20 protein-coding genes are annotated in these 19,807 nt (G+C 70.9%); 14 read left to right on the plus strand and 6 right to left on the minus strand.

The window, feature by feature from the left end:
* Window positions 1-5: 5 nt before the first annotated feature.
* Entirely contained in the window at window positions 6-404 is a 399-nt protein-coding gene (locus AB0B33_RS43535; protein WP_247013875.1) for a TIGR03618 family F420-dependent PPOX class oxidoreductase, read from the minus strand.
* Between the two features lie 156 nt (window positions 405-560).
* On the opposite strand from AB0B33_RS43535, the gene AB0B33_RS43540 reads away from it, so the two are divergent.
* Both AB0B33_RS43540 and AB0B33_RS43545 read left to right on the plus strand, forming a co-directional pair.
* On the plus strand, window positions 561-1,766 hold the full coding sequence (locus AB0B33_RS43540) for a glycosyl hydrolase family 8 (RefSeq protein ID WP_360783167.1): 1,206 nt from the start codon (window positions 561-563) through the stop codon (window positions 1,764-1,766).
* A 70-nt stretch (window positions 1,767-1,836) separates the two neighbouring features.
* Window positions 1,837-2,418, plus strand: coding sequence for an NADAR family protein (locus AB0B33_RS43545; RefSeq protein ID WP_360783169.1), 582 nt, complete (start codon window positions 1,837-1,839; stop codon window positions 2,416-2,418).
* On the opposite strand, the gene AB0B33_RS43550 is transcribed toward AB0B33_RS43545, so the two are convergent.
* Window positions 2,379-3,365, minus strand: a complete 987-nt coding sequence (locus AB0B33_RS43550) for a Gfo/Idh/MocA family oxidoreductase (RefSeq protein ID WP_360783172.1) — start codon at window positions 3,363-3,365, stop codon at window positions 2,379-2,381. The two genes, AB0B33_RS43545 and AB0B33_RS43550, sit on opposite strands and share 40 nt — an antisense overlap.
* Window positions 3,366-3,461: 96 nt before the next feature.
* Between AB0B33_RS43550 and AB0B33_RS43555 the strand changes: the two genes are divergently transcribed.
* From AB0B33_RS43555 to AB0B33_RS43610, 12 genes are all read left to right on the plus strand, one after another.
* Window positions 3,462-4,412 (plus strand): ABC transporter substrate-binding protein, encoded by a 951-nt coding sequence (locus tag AB0B33_RS43555; protein ID WP_360783174.1) that lies wholly within the window; start codon window positions 3,462-3,464, stop codon window positions 4,410-4,412.
* Window positions 4,399-5,286 (plus strand): amino acid ABC transporter permease, encoded by an 888-nt coding sequence (locus AB0B33_RS43560; protein WP_360783177.1) that lies wholly within the window; start codon window positions 4,399-4,401, stop codon window positions 5,284-5,286. The genes AB0B33_RS43555 and AB0B33_RS43560 overlap by 14 nt, the downstream gene beginning before the upstream one ends.
* Window positions 5,279-6,046, plus strand: coding sequence for an amino acid ABC transporter ATP-binding protein (locus AB0B33_RS43565; protein ID WP_360783179.1), 768 nt, complete (start codon window positions 5,279-5,281; stop codon window positions 6,044-6,046). The genes AB0B33_RS43560 and AB0B33_RS43565 overlap by 8 nt, the downstream gene beginning before the upstream one ends.
* Window positions 6,043-7,761 (plus strand): aminotransferase class V-fold PLP-dependent enzyme, encoded by a 1,719-nt coding sequence (locus tag AB0B33_RS43570; RefSeq protein WP_360783182.1) that lies wholly within the window; start codon window positions 6,043-6,045, stop codon window positions 7,759-7,761. The genes AB0B33_RS43565 and AB0B33_RS43570 overlap by 4 nt, the downstream gene beginning before the upstream one ends.
* 54 nt (window positions 7,762-7,815) lie before the next feature.
* Window positions 7,816-8,193 (plus strand): hypothetical protein, encoded by a 378-nt coding sequence (locus tag AB0B33_RS43575; RefSeq protein ID WP_360783184.1) that lies wholly within the window; start codon window positions 7,816-7,818, stop codon window positions 8,191-8,193.
* On the plus strand, window positions 8,186-9,412 hold the full coding sequence (locus AB0B33_RS43580; protein WP_247013858.1) for a caspase family protein: 1,227 nt from the start codon (window positions 8,186-8,188) through the stop codon (window positions 9,410-9,412). Before AB0B33_RS43575 ends, AB0B33_RS43580 begins: the two co-directional genes overlap by 8 nt.
* Window positions 9,413-9,555: 143 nt before the next feature.
* Window positions 9,556-11,136 (plus strand): alpha/beta hydrolase, encoded by a 1,581-nt coding sequence (locus tag AB0B33_RS43585; protein ID WP_360783187.1) that lies wholly within the window; start codon window positions 9,556-9,558, stop codon window positions 11,134-11,136.
* Window positions 11,137-11,290: 154 nt separating this feature from the next.
* Window positions 11,291-12,190 (plus strand): ABC transporter ATP-binding protein, encoded by a 900-nt coding sequence (locus AB0B33_RS43590; RefSeq protein WP_360783189.1) that lies wholly within the window; start codon window positions 11,291-11,293, stop codon window positions 12,188-12,190.
* On the plus strand, window positions 12,187-12,918 hold the full coding sequence (locus AB0B33_RS43595; protein ID WP_360783192.1) for an ABC transporter permease: 732 nt from the start codon (window positions 12,187-12,189) through the stop codon (window positions 12,916-12,918). The genes AB0B33_RS43590 and AB0B33_RS43595 overlap by 4 nt, the downstream gene beginning before the upstream one ends.
* A 147-nt stretch (window positions 12,919-13,065) precedes the next feature.
* Entirely contained in the window at window positions 13,066-13,686 is a 621-nt protein-coding gene (locus AB0B33_RS43600) for a hypothetical protein (protein ID WP_247013850.1), read from the plus strand.
* The gene (locus tag AB0B33_RS43605) at window positions 13,683-13,994 is read left to right on the plus strand and encodes a transcriptional regulator (protein ID WP_360783196.1); all 312 of its coding nucleotides are present in this window, start codon (window positions 13,683-13,685) and stop codon (window positions 13,992-13,994) included. Before AB0B33_RS43600 ends, AB0B33_RS43605 begins: the two co-directional genes overlap by 4 nt.
* Window position 13,995: 1 nt before the next feature.
* Complete coding sequence (locus tag AB0B33_RS43610) at window positions 13,996-15,300, plus strand: DNA polymerase IV (RefSeq protein ID WP_360783199.1); 1,305 nt, start codon at window positions 13,996-13,998, stop codon at window positions 15,298-15,300.
* A 2-nt stretch (window positions 15,301-15,302) separates the two neighbouring features.
* Here AB0B33_RS43610 and AB0B33_RS43615 read toward each other — a convergent pair whose 3' ends face one another.
* The 4 genes from AB0B33_RS43615 to AB0B33_RS43630 form a co-directional block, all read right to left on the minus strand.
* Window positions 15,303-16,382 carry a glycoside hydrolase family 88 protein gene (locus AB0B33_RS43615; RefSeq protein WP_360783202.1) on the minus strand — a complete coding sequence of 360 codons (1,080 nt, stop codon included), beginning with the start codon at window positions 16,380-16,382 and terminating at the stop codon, window positions 15,303-15,305.
* A 71-nt stretch (window positions 16,383-16,453) separates the two neighbouring features.
* Window positions 16,454-17,122, minus strand: a complete 669-nt coding sequence (locus AB0B33_RS43620; RefSeq protein WP_360783205.1) for an FCD domain-containing protein — start codon at window positions 17,120-17,122, stop codon at window positions 16,454-16,456.
* Between the two features lie 15 nt (window positions 17,123-17,137).
* Complete coding sequence (locus AB0B33_RS43625) at window positions 17,138-18,163, minus strand: ABC transporter permease (protein WP_360783208.1); 1,026 nt, start codon at window positions 18,161-18,163, stop codon at window positions 17,138-17,140.
* Window positions 18,160-19,698 (minus strand): sugar ABC transporter ATP-binding protein, encoded by a 1,539-nt coding sequence (locus tag AB0B33_RS43630; protein WP_360783210.1) that lies wholly within the window; start codon window positions 19,696-19,698, stop codon window positions 18,160-18,162. Before AB0B33_RS43630 ends, AB0B33_RS43625 begins: the two co-directional genes overlap by 4 nt.
* Window positions 19,699-19,807 lie beyond the last annotated feature (109 nt).

Below are 19,807 nucleotides of genomic sequence, written 5' to 3' on the forward strand. Positions count from 1 at the left end.
ACACGTCACGAGACGTTACCGAGTACCCGGGTGACGGCTATCTCCAGGACCACCCGCTGGGGGTTGGGCTTGGGCTGGCGGTAGCGGGCGGCGTAGCGGTTTTCCGCGTCGCGCACCGACTCCGGGTCGTCGCGCAGCACCGCTCGACCCTCCAAAGTGGACCACTTCGGGCCGTCCAGCTGGCAGGCCGCGACGGGGACGCCGTCGGCGCCCGCGGCCCGGATCAGCCGCGCCTTGACCGAGGAGGCGAACGTGATCACGCGGGCGAGACCGGCGTCGAAGTCCACGGTGACGCCGACCGCGACGACGTGCGGCGTGCCGTCGGGCCGGACCGTGGTGAGGGTGGCCAGCCGGCGTTCGGTCCAGAACGTGCGGAAGTCGGGGCCGCGGTCGTCGAGCTTCATGGGACCCACGCTAGTCCGTCCGAGTGGCCGGGGTCCTGGTGAGACCACTCACGGTCATAGTAAGGAAAGTTTCCTAACAGTCTTGACCGGGTCTTGAACCTTCTGTCACGCTCACATCGCCCTCGCCGCAGCCAACGATGTCTTTACGGAGGAGCGATGAAGAAGATCGTCCGGGCGGTGGTGGCTTCGGCCGCGCTGGCCGCCGGGCTGCTGAGCGTGCCGACGACCGCGTCCGCGGCGGGCACCCCGTACGTGCCGGGCACGCTGCGGCCGTCCGTCTCGCAGGCCACCCAGGATGCCGCGCTGCAGAAGTACTACGACTTCTGGAAGAAGAACTTCCTCACGACCAAGTGCGGCAGCGGCACCTACGCCGTGCTGTCGAAGGACGCCGACCACTCGTTCGTCGCCGAGGGCGAGGGCTACGGCCTGACGATCTCGGCGATGATGGCGGACAAGGACACGCAGGCGCGCTCGATCGTCGACGGGATCCTGAAGTTCGTGAAGGCGCACCCGTCGGTCAACAACAAGGACCTGCACGCGGCCGAGCAGGACTCGAACTGCAAAAGCGTCAACGGCAGCGACTCCGCGACCGACGGCGACCTCGAAATCGCCTACGGCCTGCTGATCGCGGACAAGAAGTGGGGCAGCACGGGCTCGGTCAATTACAAGGCCGAGGCCGTCCGGATCATCAACGCGATCAAGAAGAGCGAGGTCAACGGGTCCACGAAGTTCACGCTGCTCGGCGACTGGGGCAACGACGCGGAGTACAAGAACAGCTCGCGCTCGTCGGACTGGATGCCCGGGCACCTGCGGGCGTTCGCCACGGCCACCGGCGACAGCTTCTGGACGTCGGTCCGGACCCGGTCGGAGACCGCGGTGAGCCAGTTGCAGTCGCAGTACGCGCCGAACACGGGCCTGCTGCCGGACTTCGTGGTCAACACGAACTCGACCCCGAAGCCGGCGCCGGCGGAGTTCCTGGAAGGCCCGTACGACGGCAAGTACAGCTGGAACGCCTGCCGTGACCCGTGGCGCCTCGGCGTCGACGCGATCACGGCCCCGAACAGCGCCGCGGCCGCGCAGGTCCGCAAGATGACGACGTGGATCAAGTCCGCCACGGGCAGCGACCCGGCGAAGATCCAGAGCGGCTACTCGCTGTCGGGCTCGAAGACCGAAAGCGGCCAGCACCCGTGCTTCACGGCGCCGTTCGCGGTGGCGGCGATGGCGGACCCGGGCAGCCAGGCGTGGCTGGACAAGCTGTGGACGGCGGTCTCGTCGTGGTCCCCGGACGCGACGGACTACTACGGCACGGGCATCACGATCCAGGTCCTGCTCATCCTGAGCGGCAACTACGTGGCAGCTTGACCCGGCGCGCCGGCCGCTCCGCCCCGAATTTCGGGTGCGGAGCGGCCGGTTCGTGCGTGAAACTGGCGCCATGAGCAGCCAGCCGCGCAGCGTCGAGGAGCTGACCCGCGCCCTCGACGCGGGGAAGCGGTTCAAGTACCTCTGCTTCTGGGGCCATCGCCCGCCTCGCGGCGGCGGAGTCGGCTCCGGGTGCTTCAGCCAGTGGTGGCCGGCGCCGTTCGTGCTCGACGACGTCCGGTTCGCCACCGCCGAGCACTACATGATGTGGCGCAAGGCGCTGCTCTTCGGCGACGAGGAGGTGGCCGCGCGGGTGCTGACCGCGGTGCACCCGAAGCAGGCCAAGGACTTCGGCCGCCAGGTGCGCCGGTTCGACGAAGCGGCTTGGGTCGCCCACCGCCGGGAAATCGTGGTGGCGGGCAACGCCGCCAAGTTCGCGCAGCACCCGGAACTCGGGGACTACCTGGCCGGGACCGGCGAGCGGGTGCTCGTCGAGGCGAGCCCGGTCGACCGGGTCTGGGGGATCGGCCTGGCGGCGGACGACCCGCGGGCCGAAAAGCCGCGGGCCTGGCGGGGGCTCAACCTGCTCGGCTTCGCCTTCGCCGACGTCCGGGCTCAGCTCGGTTCGCGCAGCGGCAGCCCGGCCGCGCGGTAGATCTCGTCGAGCACCGTCATCGTCTCCACCGCGTCCGCCGCCGACGTCTTCACCGGCGCGCCCTCCAGCACCGCGGCCGCGAACGCGTCCAGCTGGTAGGCGTACGACGCGCGGCGCGGGAACTTCTCCGTGCGCCGCGTACCGGCGACGTCGACCCGGAACCGGTGGTACGCCTGGGGCGCCACCGGGTTGAACACCGCGATCGACCCCTTCGAGCCGATCACCTTCGCGCTGATCCGAAGCACCGACGACGACCACATCGAGCACGTCACCCGGCCCGTGTGACCCGACGGGAAGCGCAGCTCCGCCGTCATCGCCCGGTCGACCCGCGGGGACCGCAGGCGAGCCGAAGCCGAGACCACCGACGGGGTCTCGCCGCCGCCGAAGATCCGGGCCATGTGGACCGCGTAGCAGCCCGCGTCCATCGTCGCGCCGCCCGCCAGCGCGTAGTCGTAGCGGATGTCCGAGAACTTCGGCAGCGGGAAGCACACCGCCGTCTCGACGCGCGCCAGCTCGCCCAGCTCGCCGGACGCCACGATCTCCTCGACCCGCAGCGCCAGCGGGTGGTAGCGGTAGTGGAACGCCTCCATCACGACGCGGTCCGACGAAGAAGCCAGCGAAGCGATCTCCCGGGCCTCCGCTGCGTTCGCCGTGAACGGCTTCTCGCACAGCACGTGCTTGCCCGCCTCCAGCGCCGCCCGCGTCCACCGGCCGTGCAGGCCGTTGGGGAGCGGGTTGTAGACGGCGTCGATGTCCGGATCGGCCAGCAGGTCCTCGTACGACCCGTGCGCCCGCGGGATCCCGTGGCGGGCCGCAAACGCTTGCGCGCGCTCGAGCGAACGCGCCGCGACGGCGCCGACCGTGACCGAGGAGTGCGAAGAAGCGGGCTTGACCAGGGCGGTGGGGGCGATTCGGGCCGCACCAAGGATGCCGATCCGCAGGCTCATCCGCGCAAATTAGCACCGGGCCAGATTTCAACAGCCAGTTGACCTCTTCAACAACGAGTTGTACCGTTCCGGCCAGCCGAACAGTGGAGGTCCGCTATGTCCCGTTCACGTGCCGCGCAGGCGGTGTTGCTCGCGAGCCTGGCCGTCCTGGTGACCGCCTGCGGTGGGGGCCCGGACGGCGCGGGCGGGACGTCGCAAGCCGCCGGCGCGCCCGCGTCCGGCATCCCGGACACCGCCGCGATCGTCCAGGGCGTGCAGAAGGACGCGCAGCTCAACGCCGCCCTGCCGGACAACGTCAAGCAGGCGGGCGTGCTGCACCTGGCGTCGAACCTGCAGTCCGCGCCCAACAACTTCTACGCCGCCGACGGCAAGACCCCGATCGGCTACGAGGTCGACCTCGCCAAGGCGGTCGCCGCCAAGCTCGGCGTCACCGTGACCCACCAGGACATGGCGTTCGGCTCGCTGATCACCAGCCTCCAGTCCGGCCGCATCGACCTGACGATGGCCGGCATGAACGACACCAAGGCCCGTCAGGCGCAGATCGACTTCGTCGACTACTTCACCTCGGGCATCACGATCATGACCCGCAAGGGCAACCCGGACGGCATCACCGGCCCGGACGCACTGTGCGGCAAGAACGTCGCCGTCGTGCAGGGCACCAGCCACCAGAAGTTCGCCGAGGCGCAGAGCGCCAAGTGCACGTCGGCGGGCAAGCCCGCGGTGAACGTCACCGCGACCGACAGCGACAACCAGAACCAGAACCAGCTGCGCACCGGCCGCGTCGCCGCGATCCTCAACGACCTGCCCAGCGCCGTCTACATCTCGCGCACCGCGGGCGAGGGCAAGTTCTTCGAGGTCGTCCCGGGCGAGCCGATCGAGGGCGGGCCGTACGGCATCGGCGTCAACAAGGCGAACGCGCCGCTGCGCGACTCCGTGCAGAAGGCGCTGCAGGCCCTGATCGCCGACGGCACCTACGGCAAGATCCTGCAGGCGTGGGGTGTCGAGCAGGGCGCGATCAAGGAGGCCGCGGTCAATGGCGGGTCCTGAGCCACTGCCCATCGTCCGGCTCCGGCACTGGGGCCGCTGGGTCGCCGCCGCGATCATCCTCGCGCTGCTCGTGCTGCTGGGCATCGCGCTCGGCAACGCGCAGATCGAGTGGAACCAGGTCCCGGACTTCGTCTTCTACAAGGTGATGGCGACCGGCCTGCTCAACACCGTCGTGCTGGCGGTGCTGTCCCAGGCCGTCGCGATCGTGCTCGGCATCGTCATCGCCCTGCTGCGCCGCAGCGCCAACCCGGTCGCCCGGTGGTTCGCCGCCGGGTACATCTGGATCTTCCGCGGCCTGCCGGTGCTGCTGCAGATCCTGCTCTGGTACAACCTGGCGCTCGTCTTCCCGGTCATCGACATCCCGTTCCTGGTCCACGAGCAGACGAACGTGCTGATCAGCGCGTTCACCGCCGCGTTCCTCGGCCTGGCGCTCAACGAAAGCGCGTACATGGCCGAAATCGTGCGGGCGGGCCTGAACAGCGTCGACAGCGGGCAGACCGAGGCGGCGAAGTCGATCGGCATGACGCCGGCCGCCACGCTGCGCCGGGTCGTGCTGCCCCAAGCCATGCGCGTGATCATCCCGCCGACCGGCAACGACTTCATCAACATGCTCAAGGGCACGTCGATGGCGTCGGTGATCGGCGTGACCGAGCTGATCCACGCGGCCAACAACATCTCGTCCAACAACCTGCTGGTGATGGAGACGCTGCTGGCCGCGGCCGTCTGGTACATGGTCGTGGTGACCGTCGCCGGCGTCGGCCAGCACTACCTGGAACGCTCGTTCGGCGCTTCCGACCGGCTGGACCGCGGGCCCCTGTCCCGCGCCGGCAAGGCGTTGCGCGGCGTGCCGCTGGTGAGGAGTGCCCGTGTCTGAGCCGCTGCTGCGCGCCGTCGGCGTCAAGAAGTCCTACGGCCACACCGAAGTCCTCGGCGGCATCGACCTCGAAGTCCACAAGGGACAGGTCGTCTGCCTGCTCGGGCCGTCCGGCGCCGGGAAGAGCACGTTCCTGCGCTGCATCAACCACCTGGAGACGATCGACGCCGGCCAGATCTGGGTCGACGGCGAGCCGATCGGGTTCCGGCAGCGCGGCGGGAAGCTGTACGAACTGCGCGAGCGCGACGTCGCCCGCCAGCGCCGGGACATCGGCATGGTGTTCCAGCGGTTCAACCTCTTCGCCCACCGGACCGCGCTGGAGAACGTCGTCGAGGGCCCGATCCGGGTGCTCGGCCTCAAGCCGGACGACGCCCGGAAGCAGGGGCTCGAGCTGCTCGACCGCGTCGGGCTCGGGCACCGCGGTGACGCCTACCCGGCGCAGCTGTCCGGCGGGCAGCAGCAGCGGGTGGCGATCGCGCGGTCGCTGGCGATGAAGCCGAAGCTGATGCTGTTCGACGAGCCGACGTCGGCGCTGGACCCGGAGCTGGTCGGCGAGGTGCTGGAAGTGATGAGTACGTTGGCGGGGGAGGGGATGACGATGGTCGTCGTGACGCACGAGATGAGCTTCGCCGCGGAGGCCGCCGACGAGGTGGTGTTCCTGGCCGACGGCGCCGTCGTCGAGACCGGGCCGCCGTCGGAGGTGCTGAGCGCGCCGAAGCACGAACGCACCCGGCAGTTCCTGGCGAGGATCCTCGCGTGACGCGGATTTCGCCCCGGTACCTGCTCCAGTTCGACGAGCCCGCCGGCTACCTCGACTTCGCCCGCTTCGGCCCGCCGTCGCACGCGGTGCTCGACACGACGGCGGCGCTGCTCGACCAGGCCACCACGGCCGGTCCGTCCACTGTGGACGAGCTGATGCGGCAGGAGGTCCGCGCCAAGGCCGCCGCCGCGCGGCTGTCCGGTTCGGACACCGACCACACCGTGCTGCTGCCCCACACGAGCCTCGGGTTGCTCCAGGCCGCGTTCCACAGCTCGGGCGAGGTGCTGGTGTCGGCGTCGGAGTTCCCGGCCAACACCTACCCGTGGGCCCGCGCCGAGCAGGCCGGCCGGCTGCGCGTGCGCCGGTTGACCAGCGGTTACGTGACGCCGGAGCGGGTCGCGGAAGCGCTGACGCCGGAGATCACCACGGTCAGCGTCTCCGCGGTCGACTTCCGCACCGGTTTCCGCGCCGACCTGGCCGCGCTGCGCGACGTCGTCGGCGACCGGCTGCTGGTCGTCGACGGCATCCAGGGCTTCGGCGTGATCGAGGCGCCGTGGGAGGTCGCCGACGTGCTGGTCGTCGGCGGGCAGAAGTGGCTGCGCGCGGGCTGGGGCACCGGCTTCGCGGTGCTGAGCGACAACGCGCTGGAGCGGATGGACCCCGTGCTGTCCGGCTGGACCGGCGCGCGCGACCCCGGCCTGTTCGACGACGAGATCCACGCGCCCGACGGCACCGCGCAGGCTTGGTCGATCTCCAACCTCAGCCCGATCACCTCCGGCGCGTTCGCCGAGGCGCTCGAGCTGGTCGAGGACGCCGGGGTGGCCGCCATCGCGGCGCGGATCGCCGAGCGGATCACCTCGTTCGAGGAGGTGCTGGCCTCGTGCGGCGCCGAGGTGGTGTCGGCGGTGGACCGGCGGGCCGGGATCCTCGCGTTCACGCTGCCCGGCCACCCCGCCGAGCAGGTCGGCGCGGCGCTGGCCAACGCCGGGATAGCGGCGACCGTGCGGCCCGAGCACGTCCGGTTGTCGCCGCACGCGTCGACGCCGGCGGCCGCGGCGGACCTGCTGCGGTCCGCGCTGGAGACGTTGACGGCGCCGCGGGAGCCCCTGGTCGTGCCGGCCGCGGGCGCGACCACGCACGAGGTGCTCACCGCGCTGGTGCCAGCGATCCCGGGGCTGGCGGCGATGCTCGGTCCGGGCAACGAGGTGCTGCTGCACGACCTGAGCCGGCTGCCGGACTCGATCGTCGCGATCGCGGGTGACCTGACCGGCCGCAGCGTCGGCGGCCCGATGACCGACCTGCTGCTCGGCCTGGTCCGCCGCGGCACCACGCAGGACCTGACGAACTACCGCACGCACGGCCCGGACGGGCGGCCGATCCGCTCGTCGACGCTGTTCCTGCGCGACGCCGACGGGGTGGCGGTCGGCTGCCTGTGCGTCAACAGCGTCGACGCGTCGGCTTCGGCCGGCGGCAACGGCGAGCCGGAGACTTTCCCACCGGACGTCGACAGCCTGCAGCGGTTCCTCGTCGACCGGGCGGTCACCAAGGCCGGCATCCCGGTGGACCTGATGAAGAAGCGGCACAAGGCGGCGGTGGTGCGCGAACTCGACGAGGCCGGTTATTTCCTCATCAAGGACGCGGTGGACCACCTGGCCGGGCGGCTCGACGTCACGCGCTACACGATCTACAACTACCTCAACGAAATCCGCGCCTGACGCTGCCCGAACGGACCTTGTTTCCGCGGTTCCCCGGGGCGCACCATGGCGCGCATGACCGAACCGGACACCCGGGCGCTGGTGCGGCTGGAAGCGGAGGGCGGCGCCGACGAGGAGGAACTCGACCGGCTCGCCCGCCGGCTGCGCGCCGAGCTGGGCGAGCTGGACGTGGACCTGCGGGCCGCGCCCGGCGAGCTCCCACCGGGCGCGAAGGCGGCGGACCCGGTGACGATCGGCTCGCTGGTGGTGGCGTTCAGCGCGGCCGGCGGCGTGTTCCCGGGGCTGGTGGAGACGCTGAAGGAGTGGCTCGCCCGCCAGACGGGCAAGCACCGCATCAAGGTGACGATCGACGGCGACACGGTGGAGCTGGAGCGGGCGACGTCGGCGGAGCGGCAGGAGCTGATCGACGCCTTCGTCCGGCGCCATGCCTAGCCGGCACGCTCTGCTGATCGCGACCGAGACGTACGCAGACCCGGCCCTGCGCCGCCTGACCGCGCCGGGCGGCGACGCTCGAGAGCTGGCGGCGGTGCTGAGCGACCCGGCGGTGGCGGGGTTCGAGGTGACGACCTTGGTCGACCGGCCCCACCACGTGGTGGGCGAAGCAGTCGGCGAATTCTACCGCGACCGCCACCGCGACGAGCTGACGTTGCTGTACTTCACCGGCCACGGCGTCAAGGACGACGACGGCAGTCTGTACCTCGCGATGGCGAACACCCGTCGGGACAGCCTGATGTTCACGGCGCTGGCGGCGGAGCTGATCGACCGTGCGATGGCGGGCTGCGCTTCGCGGCAGAAGGTACTGATACTGGACTGCTGCTACAGCGGCGCATTCCCGGCCGGGAAATTGACGAAGGCGGGCACGGACGTGCACACGCTGGAGCGGTTTCAAGGTCGCGGCCGTGCGGTGCTGACAGCGTCCGACGCGACGCAGTATTCCTTCGAGGGCGACGCGGTGGTGGGTTCGGCGGCTCGGTCGGTGTTCACCCGGCACCTGGTGGCGGGCCTGCGCGACGGCAGCGCGGACCTGGACGGTGACGGGGACGTCACGGTCGACGAGCTGTACAGCTACGTCCACGAGCGGGTGGTGGCGGAGATGCCGCGGCAGCGCCCGAAGCACCAGTCCGATGTGGAGGGCCGGATCGTGCTGGCGCGCAACCCGCGGTGGACGCTGCCGGAGTACCTGCGGCACGGGCTGGCGAGCCCGATCGCTTCGGACCGGTTGAACGCGTTGGAGGGGTTGAAGCGGCTGCACCGGGTCGGGAACGACCTGGTGCGCGAACGAACGGCGGCGGAGATCCGGCGGCTGGCGGAAGACGACAGCCGTCAAGTCAGCACGGCCGCGGGAACTTGGCTCGCCGGGCACGCGCGAGGAGCCGTGCCGGTGGTTTCCTCCGAACCGCGGCCAGTGCACGAGAAGGCCCGAGAACCCGAGTCCGCGGCGGATGTGGAGCAGCCCGCCCGGGAAGCGGCGAGTCGGTCGCGGGCCACCGGCAACGCCCAGCTGCCGGTCGGCCTGGCACCTCGCCGTGCTTCGGAGCCCGGTCCCGGGAAGGAACCCGGAACCGGCCGGGAGGTACGTATCGCCTTCGCTGTGCTCTTCCTTCTCGCGCTGGTTCTCCTCCTGATCGGGATCCTGCAAAGCCACGGGTAGTCACTCGGCACAGGAACAACCGGCGGACGCCGGCGCACCCGATTTCCACCTTTAGTAGGGCCCTGCCCTTCAGGCCCTGCCCGAAAAGCGCGGGCGGGACTAGGGTTCACCCGCCCGAAGTCGCAGGGGAAAGGGAGAAAACAGTGAGACGTACCGTTTTCGCCGTGGTCGCGGCCGCCGCGGTGGCGTCCGCGCTCGTGGCCGCGCCGGCCGCGAACGCCGCGAACGCCGCGCCGGCGAAGGAAGCGTCGATCGCCTGGGGTGCGTGCACCGATCCGACGCTCGTCGCCGCCGGGGCCGAGTGCGGGTTCCTGGGGGTGCCGCTCGACTACCGGAAGCCGGCCGGGGAGCAGGTGCAGCTCGCCGTCAGCCGTGTCAAGCACAAGGTCGCCGACGCGCAGTACCAGGGCGTCATGCTCACCAACCCGGGCGGGCCCGGCGGGTCCGGCCTGCTGCTGGCCACCCGCGGGCCGCGCGTGCCCAACCACGCCGGGGACGCCTACGACTGGGTCGGCTTCGACCCGCGCGGCGTCGGTTCCAGCAAGCCCGCGCTGAGCTGCGACCCGAACTACATGGACTACAACCGTCCCCAGTACGTGCCGTTCACCCCGCAGCTGGAGAAGACCTGGCTGGACCGCTCCAAGGGGTACGCCGAGGCCTGCGCGAAGAACAACTCCAAGGCCCTCCTCGAGAACATGAAGACGACGGACACGGTCCAGGACATGGACTCGATCCGGAAGGCGCTCGGCCAGAAGCAGCTGAACTTCTACGGCTACTCCTACGGCACCTACCTCGGCCAGGTGTACGGCTCGCTGTACCCGCAGAACGTCCGCCGCATGGTGCTCGACTCGACCGTCGACCCGCGGGGCGTCTGGTACGGCGACAACCTCAACCAGGACGTCGCGTTCGACAAGAACATCCTCATCTGGTTCGGCTGGCTCGCCCAGCACGACGACGTCTACCACCTCGGCAAGACGCAGTCCGCGGTGCAGCGCGTGGTCAACGAGCAGCTGCTCAAGGCGCAGTTCACCCCGGCCGGCGGCGTGATCGGCCCGGACGAGATCCTCGACGTCATCCAGCAGGCCAGCTACTACCAGCTGCGGTGGACGCTGCTGGGCGACGCGCTGTCCCGGTTCGTCAACAACGGTGACTGGCAGAACTGGAAGACGCTGTTCGAGGCCTTCGGCGGCCGCGGCGACGACAACGGCTACGCGGTCTACCTCGCCGTCCAGTGCACCGACGTCCAGTGGCCGCAGAGCTGGAACCAGTGGAAGCGCGACAACTGGCGGACCTTCACCAAGGCGCCGTACTTCACCTGGCAGAACGCCTGGTTCAACGGGCCCTGCCTGTACTGGCCGGCGAAGGCCGGGAAGCCGGCCAAGATCGACGGCCGCGGCGTGCAGAGCGTCCTGATGATCGACGAGACGCTCGACGCGGCGACGCCGTTCGAGGGCAGCCTCGAGGTCCGCAGCCGGTTCCCGGGCGCTTCGCTGATCTCGGAGCCGGGCGGCACCAGCCACGCGATCACCCCGCGCGGCAACGCGTGCGTCGACACCAAGATCGCCGACTACCTGGCGACGGGCGCGCTCCCGGCCCGCAAGCCGGGCCGCACGGCCGACGTCGAGTGCGCCCCGCTGCCGCAGCCGACGCCGCCGGCGCCGACCGCGGCCAAGGCCGATGTCGCGGCGACGCAGGGCTTGGTCGCCGGACGGTTCACCGGCTGAACTGCGGAAACCCTGGAAAACGGGGTGTCGGGGCACAGTGCCCGGCACCCCGTTTTTCGTGCTTTCCGGCGCCGGGGGCTTTGAGAGTACGTGGACTTTGTGTTACAAAGTGCGGGTCAGATTTGAAACGCAAAGTCCACGAAAGGAGGACGCCATGACTGGGGGACCGGCGTTCGCACTCAACAGCCTCACCAAGAGGTTCGGCCGGGTCACGGCGGTCGGCGGCGTGACCGTCGAGGTCGCGCGCGGCGAGGTCGTCGCGCTGCTCGGGCCGAACGGCGCGGGCAAGTCGACCACCGTCGACATGCTGCTCGGGCTGACCAGGCCGGACGCGGGGGACGTGATCGTCGCGGGTGGCAGCCCGCGCGAAGCCGTCGACCGGGGGCTGGTCGGCGCGATGATGCAGAACGGCGCGCTGCTGCCGGACGTCACGGTCGGCGAGATCGTCGACCTGGTCGTCTCCACGCACGAGAAGCCGCTGCCCGCGGCCGAGGTGCTCGCCCGCGCCGGCCTGACGGACCTCGTCAAACGCCGCTGCGGCAAGCTTTCCGGCGGCGAACGGCAGCGCGTCCGGTTCGCGCTCGCGCTGGCCGGCGACCCGCAGCTGCTCGTGCTCGACGAGCCGACCGCCGCGATGGACGTCGACGGCAGGCGCGCGTTCTGGGCGGCCATCCGCGAGTTCGCCGCGACCGGCCGGACCGTGCTGTTCGCGACGCACTACCTGGCCGAGGCCGAGGACTACGCCGACCGCGTGGTGCTGATGCGCCACGGCGCCGTCGTCGCCGACGGCCCGGTCGCCGAGGTCCGGGCCGCGGTGTCCGGCCGCGTGCTCAAGGCCGTCGTGCCCGAGGCCACCGAAGCCGGCTTGGCCGTGCTTCCCGGCGTCACCAGCGTCCAGCTGCGCGCGGGCCGTGCCGAGCTGGCCTGCGCCGACTCCGACGCCGCCATCCGCGCCCTGCTCGCCGCGCACCCGCTGGCGTCCGACATCGAGATCACCGCGCTGGGTCTCGAAGAGGCTTTCCTGGCGCTCACCGCCGAGGAGGCCGCCGCGTGAACACCACCTACCTGAGCCTCGAGATCAAGCGGATCGTCCGCAGCCCGCAGTTCACGATCTTCACCATCGGCATGCCGGTGGCCATGTACCTGCTCTTCGGGGCCATCTTCGGCGACTACGTCCTGGACAACGGCCTGCACTCGAGCACGCAGACGATGATCGGCATGGCCGCGTACGGCGCCAGCGGCGGCGCCCTGTTCACCGGCACCCGGGTGGCGCAGGAACGCACGGACGGCTGGCAGCGCCAGCTCCGCCTGACGCCGATGCGCGGGCCCGGCTACCTCGCCGTCAAGGTCGCGTCGGCGATGGCCGTCGCCCTGCCGGTGCTGCTGGCGATCTTCTTCGTCGGCTTCCTGCGCGGCGAACCGCTCACCGCCGCCGAATGGGGCCGCCAGCTGGTGTTCCTGTGGGCGGCCACGCTCCCGTTCGCCGTCCTCGGCCTGGCCATCGGCCTGTTCGGCAAGGGCGACACGGTCGGCGCGGTCACCGGCGCGCTGATGATGCCGCTCGGCATGCTCGGCGGCCTGTGGATCCCGCTGGAGATCCTGCCCGGCTGGATGGCGACAGTGGCGCACTTCGTGCCGACGTACTGGCTGCGCCGGGTCGGCCTCGACCCGCTGACGCACGCGTCCGGGACGTGGGTCGCGGTGCTCGTGCTGGCGGGGTGGCTCGTGCTCCCGGCACTGGTGGTCGTGCGCCGCTTCCGGCTGGACACGGCCAGGCTCTGAGTGCGTGTTGTCAATCCGGCCAGAAGCAGGCCACCCCCCGAGCGGTACGTGCCCGTTGGCACGGGCCGATTCGGCCGTGGCTGTGGCCGGATCGGCAACGAATGGCACAGTAGCTTCCGTGCAACGTACGGGAGGAGGGCGGACCGGGTGGAAGACGAGCCGATGTCGGCCGAGGAGTCGCTGAACCTGATCGCTCAGCAGTCCCGGCGGAACCAGCGCGAATTCGGCGGGGGCCCGGCGCGGATGCTCGCGGCCTGGGCCTTCGCCTGGATCGTCGGCTGGGGGTTCACCTACCTCACCACGCGGTCCTGGGTGGCGGTGCCCGGCTGGGTCGCCGGCGCCATCGTCGTCCCCGTGCTGTTCCTCTGCGCCATGGCCTACACGACGTACGCCAGCATCCGCACCGGGCGCGGCATCCGCGGGCCGTCCCGCACGGTCGGCGCGATGTACGGCTACGGCTGGGCGCTCGCCTCGATCGGGCTGATGGTCGTCGACATCCGGATCACGCAGTTCCAGGTGCTCTCGGCCGACCAGGTGTCGCTGCTGTGGTCGGGCACCTGGCTGCTGATCACCGGCGTGATGTACCTGGCGGGCGGCATGGTCTGGCAGGACAAGCTGATGTACGGCCTCGGCGCGTGGGTGATCGTGTCGGCGGCGCTGAGCGTGCTCGTGGGCTACCCGCACAACTTCCTCGTGCTCACGGTGTGCGGCGGTGGCGGGTTCCTGCTCGCCTCGATCGTGTACTTCGTCCGCGAGAAGCGCCGATGAGCGAACTCCCCCAGCTCGACCCCGTCATCCACGCCCAGGCCCGGCTGCGGGTCACCGTCGCGCTCGCCGGCCTGCGCTCCGGCGACCAGATCACCTTCCCGCGGCTGCAGCAGCTGCTGGACATGACGGCCGGCAACCTCTCGACGCACCTGCGCAAGCTCGAGGACGCCGAGTACGTCGAGATCACCAAGGCGTTCGAGCACCGCACGCCGGTCACGCTGGTCCGGCTGACCGGCCGCGGGCGGGCCGCGTTCGAGAGCTACACCCGGGCGCTCCACCAGCTGCTGGACGCCACCGGCGGGGACTGACGTGGCCCGCTGGGTGATCCACCTCGACCTGGACGCCTTCTACGCCTCGGCCGAGCAGCTCACCCGCCCGACGCTGGCCGGGCGCCCGGTGCTCGTCGGCGGCCTCGGCCCCCGCGGGGTCGTCGCCGGTGCCAGCTACGAGTCCCGCGCGTTCGGCATCAAGTCGGCGATGCCGATGGCCCAGGCGCGGCGGCTGCTGCCGGCGAACGGCGTCATCGTGCCGCCGCGGTTCCGCGTCTACGAGCGGCTCAGCCAGGACGTGTTCGCCGTCGTCTCCGCGGTGGCGCCGGTGCTGGAGAAGATCTCGCTCGACGAAGCTTTCGCCGAACCGCCGTCGCTCGTCGGTGCTTCGCCGGCCGCCGTCACGGAGTTCTGCGAGTCGTTGCGGGCGGCGATCCGCGCGGAAACCGGCCTGGTGGCGTCGATCGGCGCGGGCAACGGCAAGCAGATCGCGAAGATCGCGTCCGACGAGGCCAAACCGGACGGCCTGCTGGTCGTGCCGCAGGGCACCGAGCGGGAGTTCCTGGCGCCGCTGCCGGTGCGCGCGCTGTGGGGGATCGGCCCGGTCGCGGAGGGCAAGCTGCGGTTCATCGGCGTCCAGACGCTCGGGCAGCTGGCGGCACTGTCCGAACAGGACGCCGTCGCCACGCTCGGCGGCGTGGTCGGCCGCGACCTGCGCCGCCTCGCGACCGGCGCCGACGACCGCCCGGTGGCCGGGCGCGCCGAGACCAAGCAGGTCAGCGCCGAAACGACGTTCGACACCGACATCAAGGACCTGGCCTCCTTGAAGGCGGAGGTCCGGCGCATCGCCGTCGGCGCGCACCAGCGGTTGCTCAAGGCCGAGCGCGTGGCGCGGACGGTCGTGATCAAGCTGCGGCACACCGACATGCACACGGTGACCCGCTCGGAGACGATCTCGGCCCCGACCGACGACCTGGCCGAGCTGGCCGCGACGGCGGAGCGCCTGCTGCTGGACCCGGCGGAGTTCGGCGGCATCCGCCTGGCGGGGGTGGCCTACAGCGGCCTTTCGGTACCGCACCAGGACGCGCTGTTCACGTTGGCGACCCCGGCGGCGCCCTCGACGTCGACGGTGGTGTCGGCACCGGCTCCCTCCGCGCCTTCGGAGTGGCGGCAGGGCGACGACGTGGTCCACGAGGAGTTCGGCACGGGCTGGGTCCAGGGCGCGGGCCACGGCCGCGTGACGGTCCGCTTCGAGCACCGGTCGTCCGGCCCCGGCGTGGCCCGCACCTTCCCCCAGGCCGACCCGGCCCTGCGCCGCGGCGAACCCGGGGACTGCCTGAAGTAGGTCTACTCGGCCGAGCAGCCTTGCAGCTTCGCGATTTCCTGGCCGGCCAGCAGGAACGCGCCGACGCCGTAAGCCGCGGTGTCGGCCGCGTGAGCCTTCGCCGGGCGGTCGCCCACCGGCTGGACGTAGCCGACCTTGCCGTCCGCCTGCAGGGCCTTCGTCGACAACGCCGTCCACGCCTTGTCGACCACCGGGCGGTAGCGAGCCGCGTCGAGGACGCCCGCGGTGATGCCCCAGCCGATGCCGAAGGTGAAAAACGCCGTGCCGCTCGTCTCCGGGCCGCCGCGGTCCCACGGGTTCAGCAGGTCCGAGTTCCAGAAGCCGTCGCGGCGTTGCGTCAAAGCCAGCGTGGCCGCCATCTTCCGGTACACCCGCAGGTATTCCGGACGGCGTGAGTCGTCGACCGGCAGGACCTGCAGCACCTTCGTCAGCGCCGCCAGCGCCCAGCCGTTGCCGCGCGACCAGAACACGCCCGAGCCCTTGAAGCGCTCGTCGCGGTACCACAACCCGGTGAACTCGTTGAACAGCTTGTGCTCCGCCGACCGGAACAAGCTGTCCATGGCGTCCAAATAGGACGGATCGTGGTCGATCAGGCTCATCCGGGCGAACGACGGCATCGCCATGTTCAGCGCGTCTACATAGTTCCAGTAGTCGCGGTGGCCCGCCCGCACCGACGCCACTTCGGCCTGGATCCGGGTGCGGATCGAGTCGAGCGGGATCTCCGGGTGGAAGTACGTGTAGAGGTCCAGGTACGCCTCGCCGGCCGCTTGGTCGTCCGGGAAGAACGGGCGCTTCGGGTCCGACGGCAGCTGGTAGCCGTTGGCCTGCGCCCACGGGTACGTCTTGTGGTTGGACTGGCCGGTGGTCCGGACCAGTGCCAGGTTGCCGACGTGGAACGTCGCGTTCTGCCAGTCGGCCGGATCGGGGTTCGTCCCGTTCGCGGCCCAGTAGTTGCCCGCGGCGACCATTTCGTCCGAAACGGCGCAGGAAACGGCGGCGGTGGCGACGGGAGCCGTCAGCAGGCTCCCCGCCACGGCCGCGGCCGCGAGCACGCCGAAGCCACGAATACCCCGGAAACGCATGGGAGCGTCCTCCTCAAGCATGTCATGGCGGCGGTCATCCGCAGCGAGTGAAGCGCTTCCCGCTGGACGTGTCAAGGTGCCGGTGAGCGGTACGGCGCAACGGTTTCCAGCAACCGGCGCGACGCGGACTCGGCGCCGTCGGCGTTCTTCGCCAGCACCAGCGTCAGCACGCGGGAATGCGCGACGAGCTCCATCGGCTCGCCGTGCGCCCGCAACGCCGCCACGACCGGGACCTGCAGCTGCGCGATGAGCGCGTTCCCCGACGCGCGGATCAGCGCCGCGTGGAACCGGGAATCGGCCTCGCCGAACGCTTCCGCGTCGGACCGCTCGACCGCGTCCGCCATCAGCTCGTAGGCCGCCGCCATCGCCGAGAGCTCGTCCGGCCGCCGGTGCCGCGCCGCCATCCGCGCCGCCTGGGGCTCGATCGCCAGCCGCAGCTCGAGCAGCTCCCGCAGGTGCCGCGGGCGGTCGGGACCGTTGACGCGCCAGGCGATGACGTCCGGGTCGATCGCGTCCCACGCGTCGGGCGGCAGCGTCCACGTGCCGACCCGCGGCCGCGCCGTCACCATGCCCTTGGACTCCAGGACCCGTAGTGCCTCGCGCACCACCGTCCTCGACGCCGAAAACCGGCGCCCGAGCTCCTCGGGGACGAGCGGCTGCCCGTCCCCGAGGACGCCTTCGACGATGAGCCTGCCCAGTTCGTCGACGATGCGCGCGTGCAGGCTCCGTGGACCGCTCACCGCCGTCCGCCCGCGCTACTCGGGCAGGCCGACGCGACGCTCCCCGCTGCGCAGTTGCTGCAGCACGACCGCGATCACCAGCAGGGCGCCGTGGGCGACGTTCTGCCAGAACGGGTTGATGCCCAGCCCGGACATGCCGTTGTCGAGCACCCCCAGGATGATCACCGCGAGCACGGTGGAGATGATCGAGCCGCGGCCGCCCTTGAGCATCGTCCCGCCGAGCGCGGCGCCGGTGACGGCCTGCAGTTCCAGGCCCTCGGACCCGGACACCGGCTGGCCCGAACCGGTGCGCGCGGTGATCAGGATGCCCGCGACCGCCGCGACCACGCCGGCGAGTGCGTACACGCCGATGATGTACCGGTTGATGTTGATGCCGGCCAGCCGCGCCGCGGTGTCGTTGCCGCCGATGGCGTAGACGTTGCGGCCGATGTCGGTGTACTTGAGCAGGAAGTGCAGCAGCGCCGCGACGATCAGGAACACCCACACCAGCGACGGCAGCCCGAGCACGGACCCCTTGGCCAGGAAGATGAACAGGTCGTCGCCGCCGGTGTAGCCCTGCGACTTGCCGTCCGAGATGACCTGCGCGACCCCCTTGTAGGTGGCGAGCATGGCCAGCGTCGCGACGACCGGGTTGACCCGGCCGAAGATGATGATCATGCCGTTGATCAGGCCGCAGACGATGCCGACGCCGATCGCGGCGAGGATGCCGACCCCGGCGCTGCCGGTCGAGGTGAACACCATCGCGGAGATGACCGACGCGAGCCCGGCCATCGAGCCGACCGAGATGTCCAGCGCGCCCAGGATGATCACCAGCGTCTGGACCAGGGCGAGCAGTCCCATGATGGTGATCGCGCTGCCGATCAGCAGCAGGTTGTTGGTGCGCAGGAAGTTGTCGTTCAGCACGCTCAGCAGGACGATCAACGCGATCAGCGTGATGATCAGGCTCGAGTTCTGCACGCCGATGCCGGTCAGCACCCGGCGCGCAGCGCTCGGTTGCGCAGGTGCGGTGGGGGCCGCGGTTTCCTTGGTGGGGGTACTCATGCGCCGATCTCCTGCTGCTCTTCTACTGCCGGTTCGGTTTCGGGGATGGCGAGGGTCAGCACGGCTTCCTCGGTCGCGTCTTCGCGGCTGAGCTCGCCGGCCAGGCGCCCGGCGCGCATCACGAGGATGCGGTCGGCCAGCGTCAGCACCTCGGGCAGGTCGGAGGAGATGACCAGCAGCGCGATGCCTTCCGCGGCGAGGCCGTCGATGATCCGGTAGATCTCGGCCTTCGCGCCGACGTCGACGCCGCGCGTCGGCTCGTCGAGGATCAGCAGCTTCGGCCGCCGCGCCAGCCAGCGCGCGAGGACGGCCTTCTGCTGGTTGCCGCCGGAAAGCTTGCGGACTTCCTGCTCCATCGACGGCGTGCGCACGCGAAGCTCGTTGATGTACTCCTCGACGAGCGCGCGTTCCTTCGCCCGTTTCACGACGCGGAAGCGGCGAAGCCGGTCCAGGACCGAGATGGAGATGTTGTCGCGGACGGACCGCTGCATGAGCAACGCGTCCGTCTTGCGCTCTTCGGGCGCGAAGCCGATGCCGGCTTTGACGGCGTCACCCGGGTTGTGCGCGCGCAGCCGCTTGCCGTCGAGCTCGACGGTGCCCGAGCGGATCGGCAGGTCGCCGACGATCGCGCGGGCCAGCTCCGAGCGCCCCGCCCCGACCAGGCCGGCGAGGCAGACGACCTCGCCCGCGCGGACCCGCAGCGAGATGCCGGTGACGTCGTCGGTCGTGACGTCGTCGAGCTTCAGCACGACGTCGCCGGTGTCCTGGGTGACGCGGCGTTCCAGCGCCGAGAGGTCGCGGCCGATCATCATCCGGACCAGGCCGGGCTCGTCGGTCTCCGAAACCTGCTGGACGCCGACGAGCTTCCCGTCGCGCAGCACCGCGACGCGGTCCGCGAGCTGGAAGATCTCCTTCATCCGGTGCGAGACGTAGACGACCGCGACGCCGCTGTCGCGCAACCGCCCGATCAGCCGGAACAGCGCCTCGACCTCGTGCTCCGAGAGCGACGACGTCGGCTCGTCGAAGGCGATCACCTTCGGCGGGGTGGCCGCGGTGAGCACGCGCAGGATTTCGACGATCTGCCGCTGGGCGGCCGACAGCGCGACGCCGAGCGTGGCCGGGTTGAGGACGCCTTCGAAGCCGTACTCGGCGAGCGCGTCCTGCGTCGCCTTCAGGAGCGTGCGGCGGTTGAAGACCCGGACCTTGGCGGGGAGCTCGCCGACGAAGACGTTCTCCGCGACGGAAACGTGCGGGATGATCTCGGGTTCCTGGTAGATCACGCGGACCCCGGCGGCCATCGCCGCGCGCGGGGTGTCGAACGCGACCTCGGTGCCGTCCAGCAGCAGGCGCCCGTCGTCCGGGCCCTGGTCGCCGGAGAGGACGCGCAGCAGCGTCGACTTCCCGGCGCCGTTCTCGCCCATCAGCGCGAGGACCTCGCCGGAGCGGATCTCCAGCGAGACGTCGTCGAGGGCGGTGACCCCGGAGAAGCGCTTGCCGATGCCCTCGACGGCGAGCGCGGGTGAAGAGGAGGACATGGTCGCCCTTCGAGTCAAGGAGATCCGCTACGACCGCGTGATCGGCTGCACCGGCTTCCGCTTCGACGCGGAACTGTTCGACGAGGACTGCCGCCCGGAGCTCACGATC

It is taken from the genome of Amycolatopsis sp. NPDC049159, from assembly GCF_040648295.1.
GTDB classification, from domain to species: Bacteria; Actinomycetota; Actinomycetes; order Mycobacteriales; family Pseudonocardiaceae; genus Amycolatopsis; species Amycolatopsis pretoriensis_A.

What these genes read in the sequence shown, in the direction of transcription:
- AB0B33_RS43575 (WP_360783184.1), top strand. Translation starts at nt 7,816, where the DNA reads ATGACCGAACCGGACACCCGGGCGCTGGTGCGGCTGGAAGCGGAGGGC.
- AB0B33_RS43545 (WP_360783169.1), top strand. Translation starts at nt 1,837, where the DNA reads ATGAGCAGCCAGCCGCGCAGCGTCGAGGAGCTGACCCGCGCCCTCGAC.
- AB0B33_RS43630 (WP_360783210.1), bottom strand. Translation starts at nt 19,698, where the DNA reads ATGTCCTCCTCTTCACCCGCGCTCGCCGTCGAGGGCATCGGCAAGCGC.
- AB0B33_RS43605 (WP_360783196.1), top strand. Translation starts at nt 13,683, where the DNA reads ATGAGCGAACTCCCCCAGCTCGACCCCGTCATCCACGCCCAGGCCCGG.
- AB0B33_RS43535 (WP_247013875.1), bottom strand. Translation starts at nt 404, where the DNA reads ATGAAGCTCGACGACCGCGGCCCCGACTTCCGCACGTTCTGGACCGAA.
- AB0B33_RS43615 (WP_360783202.1), bottom strand. Translation starts at nt 16,382, where the DNA reads ATGCGTTTCCGGGGTATTCGTGGCTTCGGCGTGCTCGCGGCCGCGGCC.
- AB0B33_RS43550 (WP_360783172.1), bottom strand. Translation starts at nt 3,365, where the DNA reads ATGAGCCTGCGGATCGGCATCCTTGGTGCGGCCCGAATCGCCCCCACC.
- AB0B33_RS43625 (WP_360783208.1), bottom strand. Translation starts at nt 18,163, where the DNA reads ATGAGTACCCCCACCAAGGAAACCGCGGCCCCCACCGCACCTGCGCAA.
- AB0B33_RS43560 (WP_360783177.1), top strand. Translation starts at nt 4,399, where the DNA reads ATGGCGGGTCCTGAGCCACTGCCCATCGTCCGGCTCCGGCACTGGGGC.
- AB0B33_RS43555 (WP_360783174.1), top strand. Translation starts at nt 3,462, where the DNA reads ATGTCCCGTTCACGTGCCGCGCAGGCGGTGTTGCTCGCGAGCCTGGCC.
- AB0B33_RS43540 (WP_360783167.1), top strand. Translation starts at nt 561, where the DNA reads ATGAAGAAGATCGTCCGGGCGGTGGTGGCTTCGGCCGCGCTGGCCGCC.
- AB0B33_RS43590 (WP_360783189.1), top strand. Translation starts at nt 11,291, where the DNA reads ATGACTGGGGGACCGGCGTTCGCACTCAACAGCCTCACCAAGAGGTTC.
- AB0B33_RS43580 (WP_247013858.1), top strand. Translation starts at nt 8,186, where the DNA reads ATGCCTAGCCGGCACGCTCTGCTGATCGCGACCGAGACGTACGCAGAC.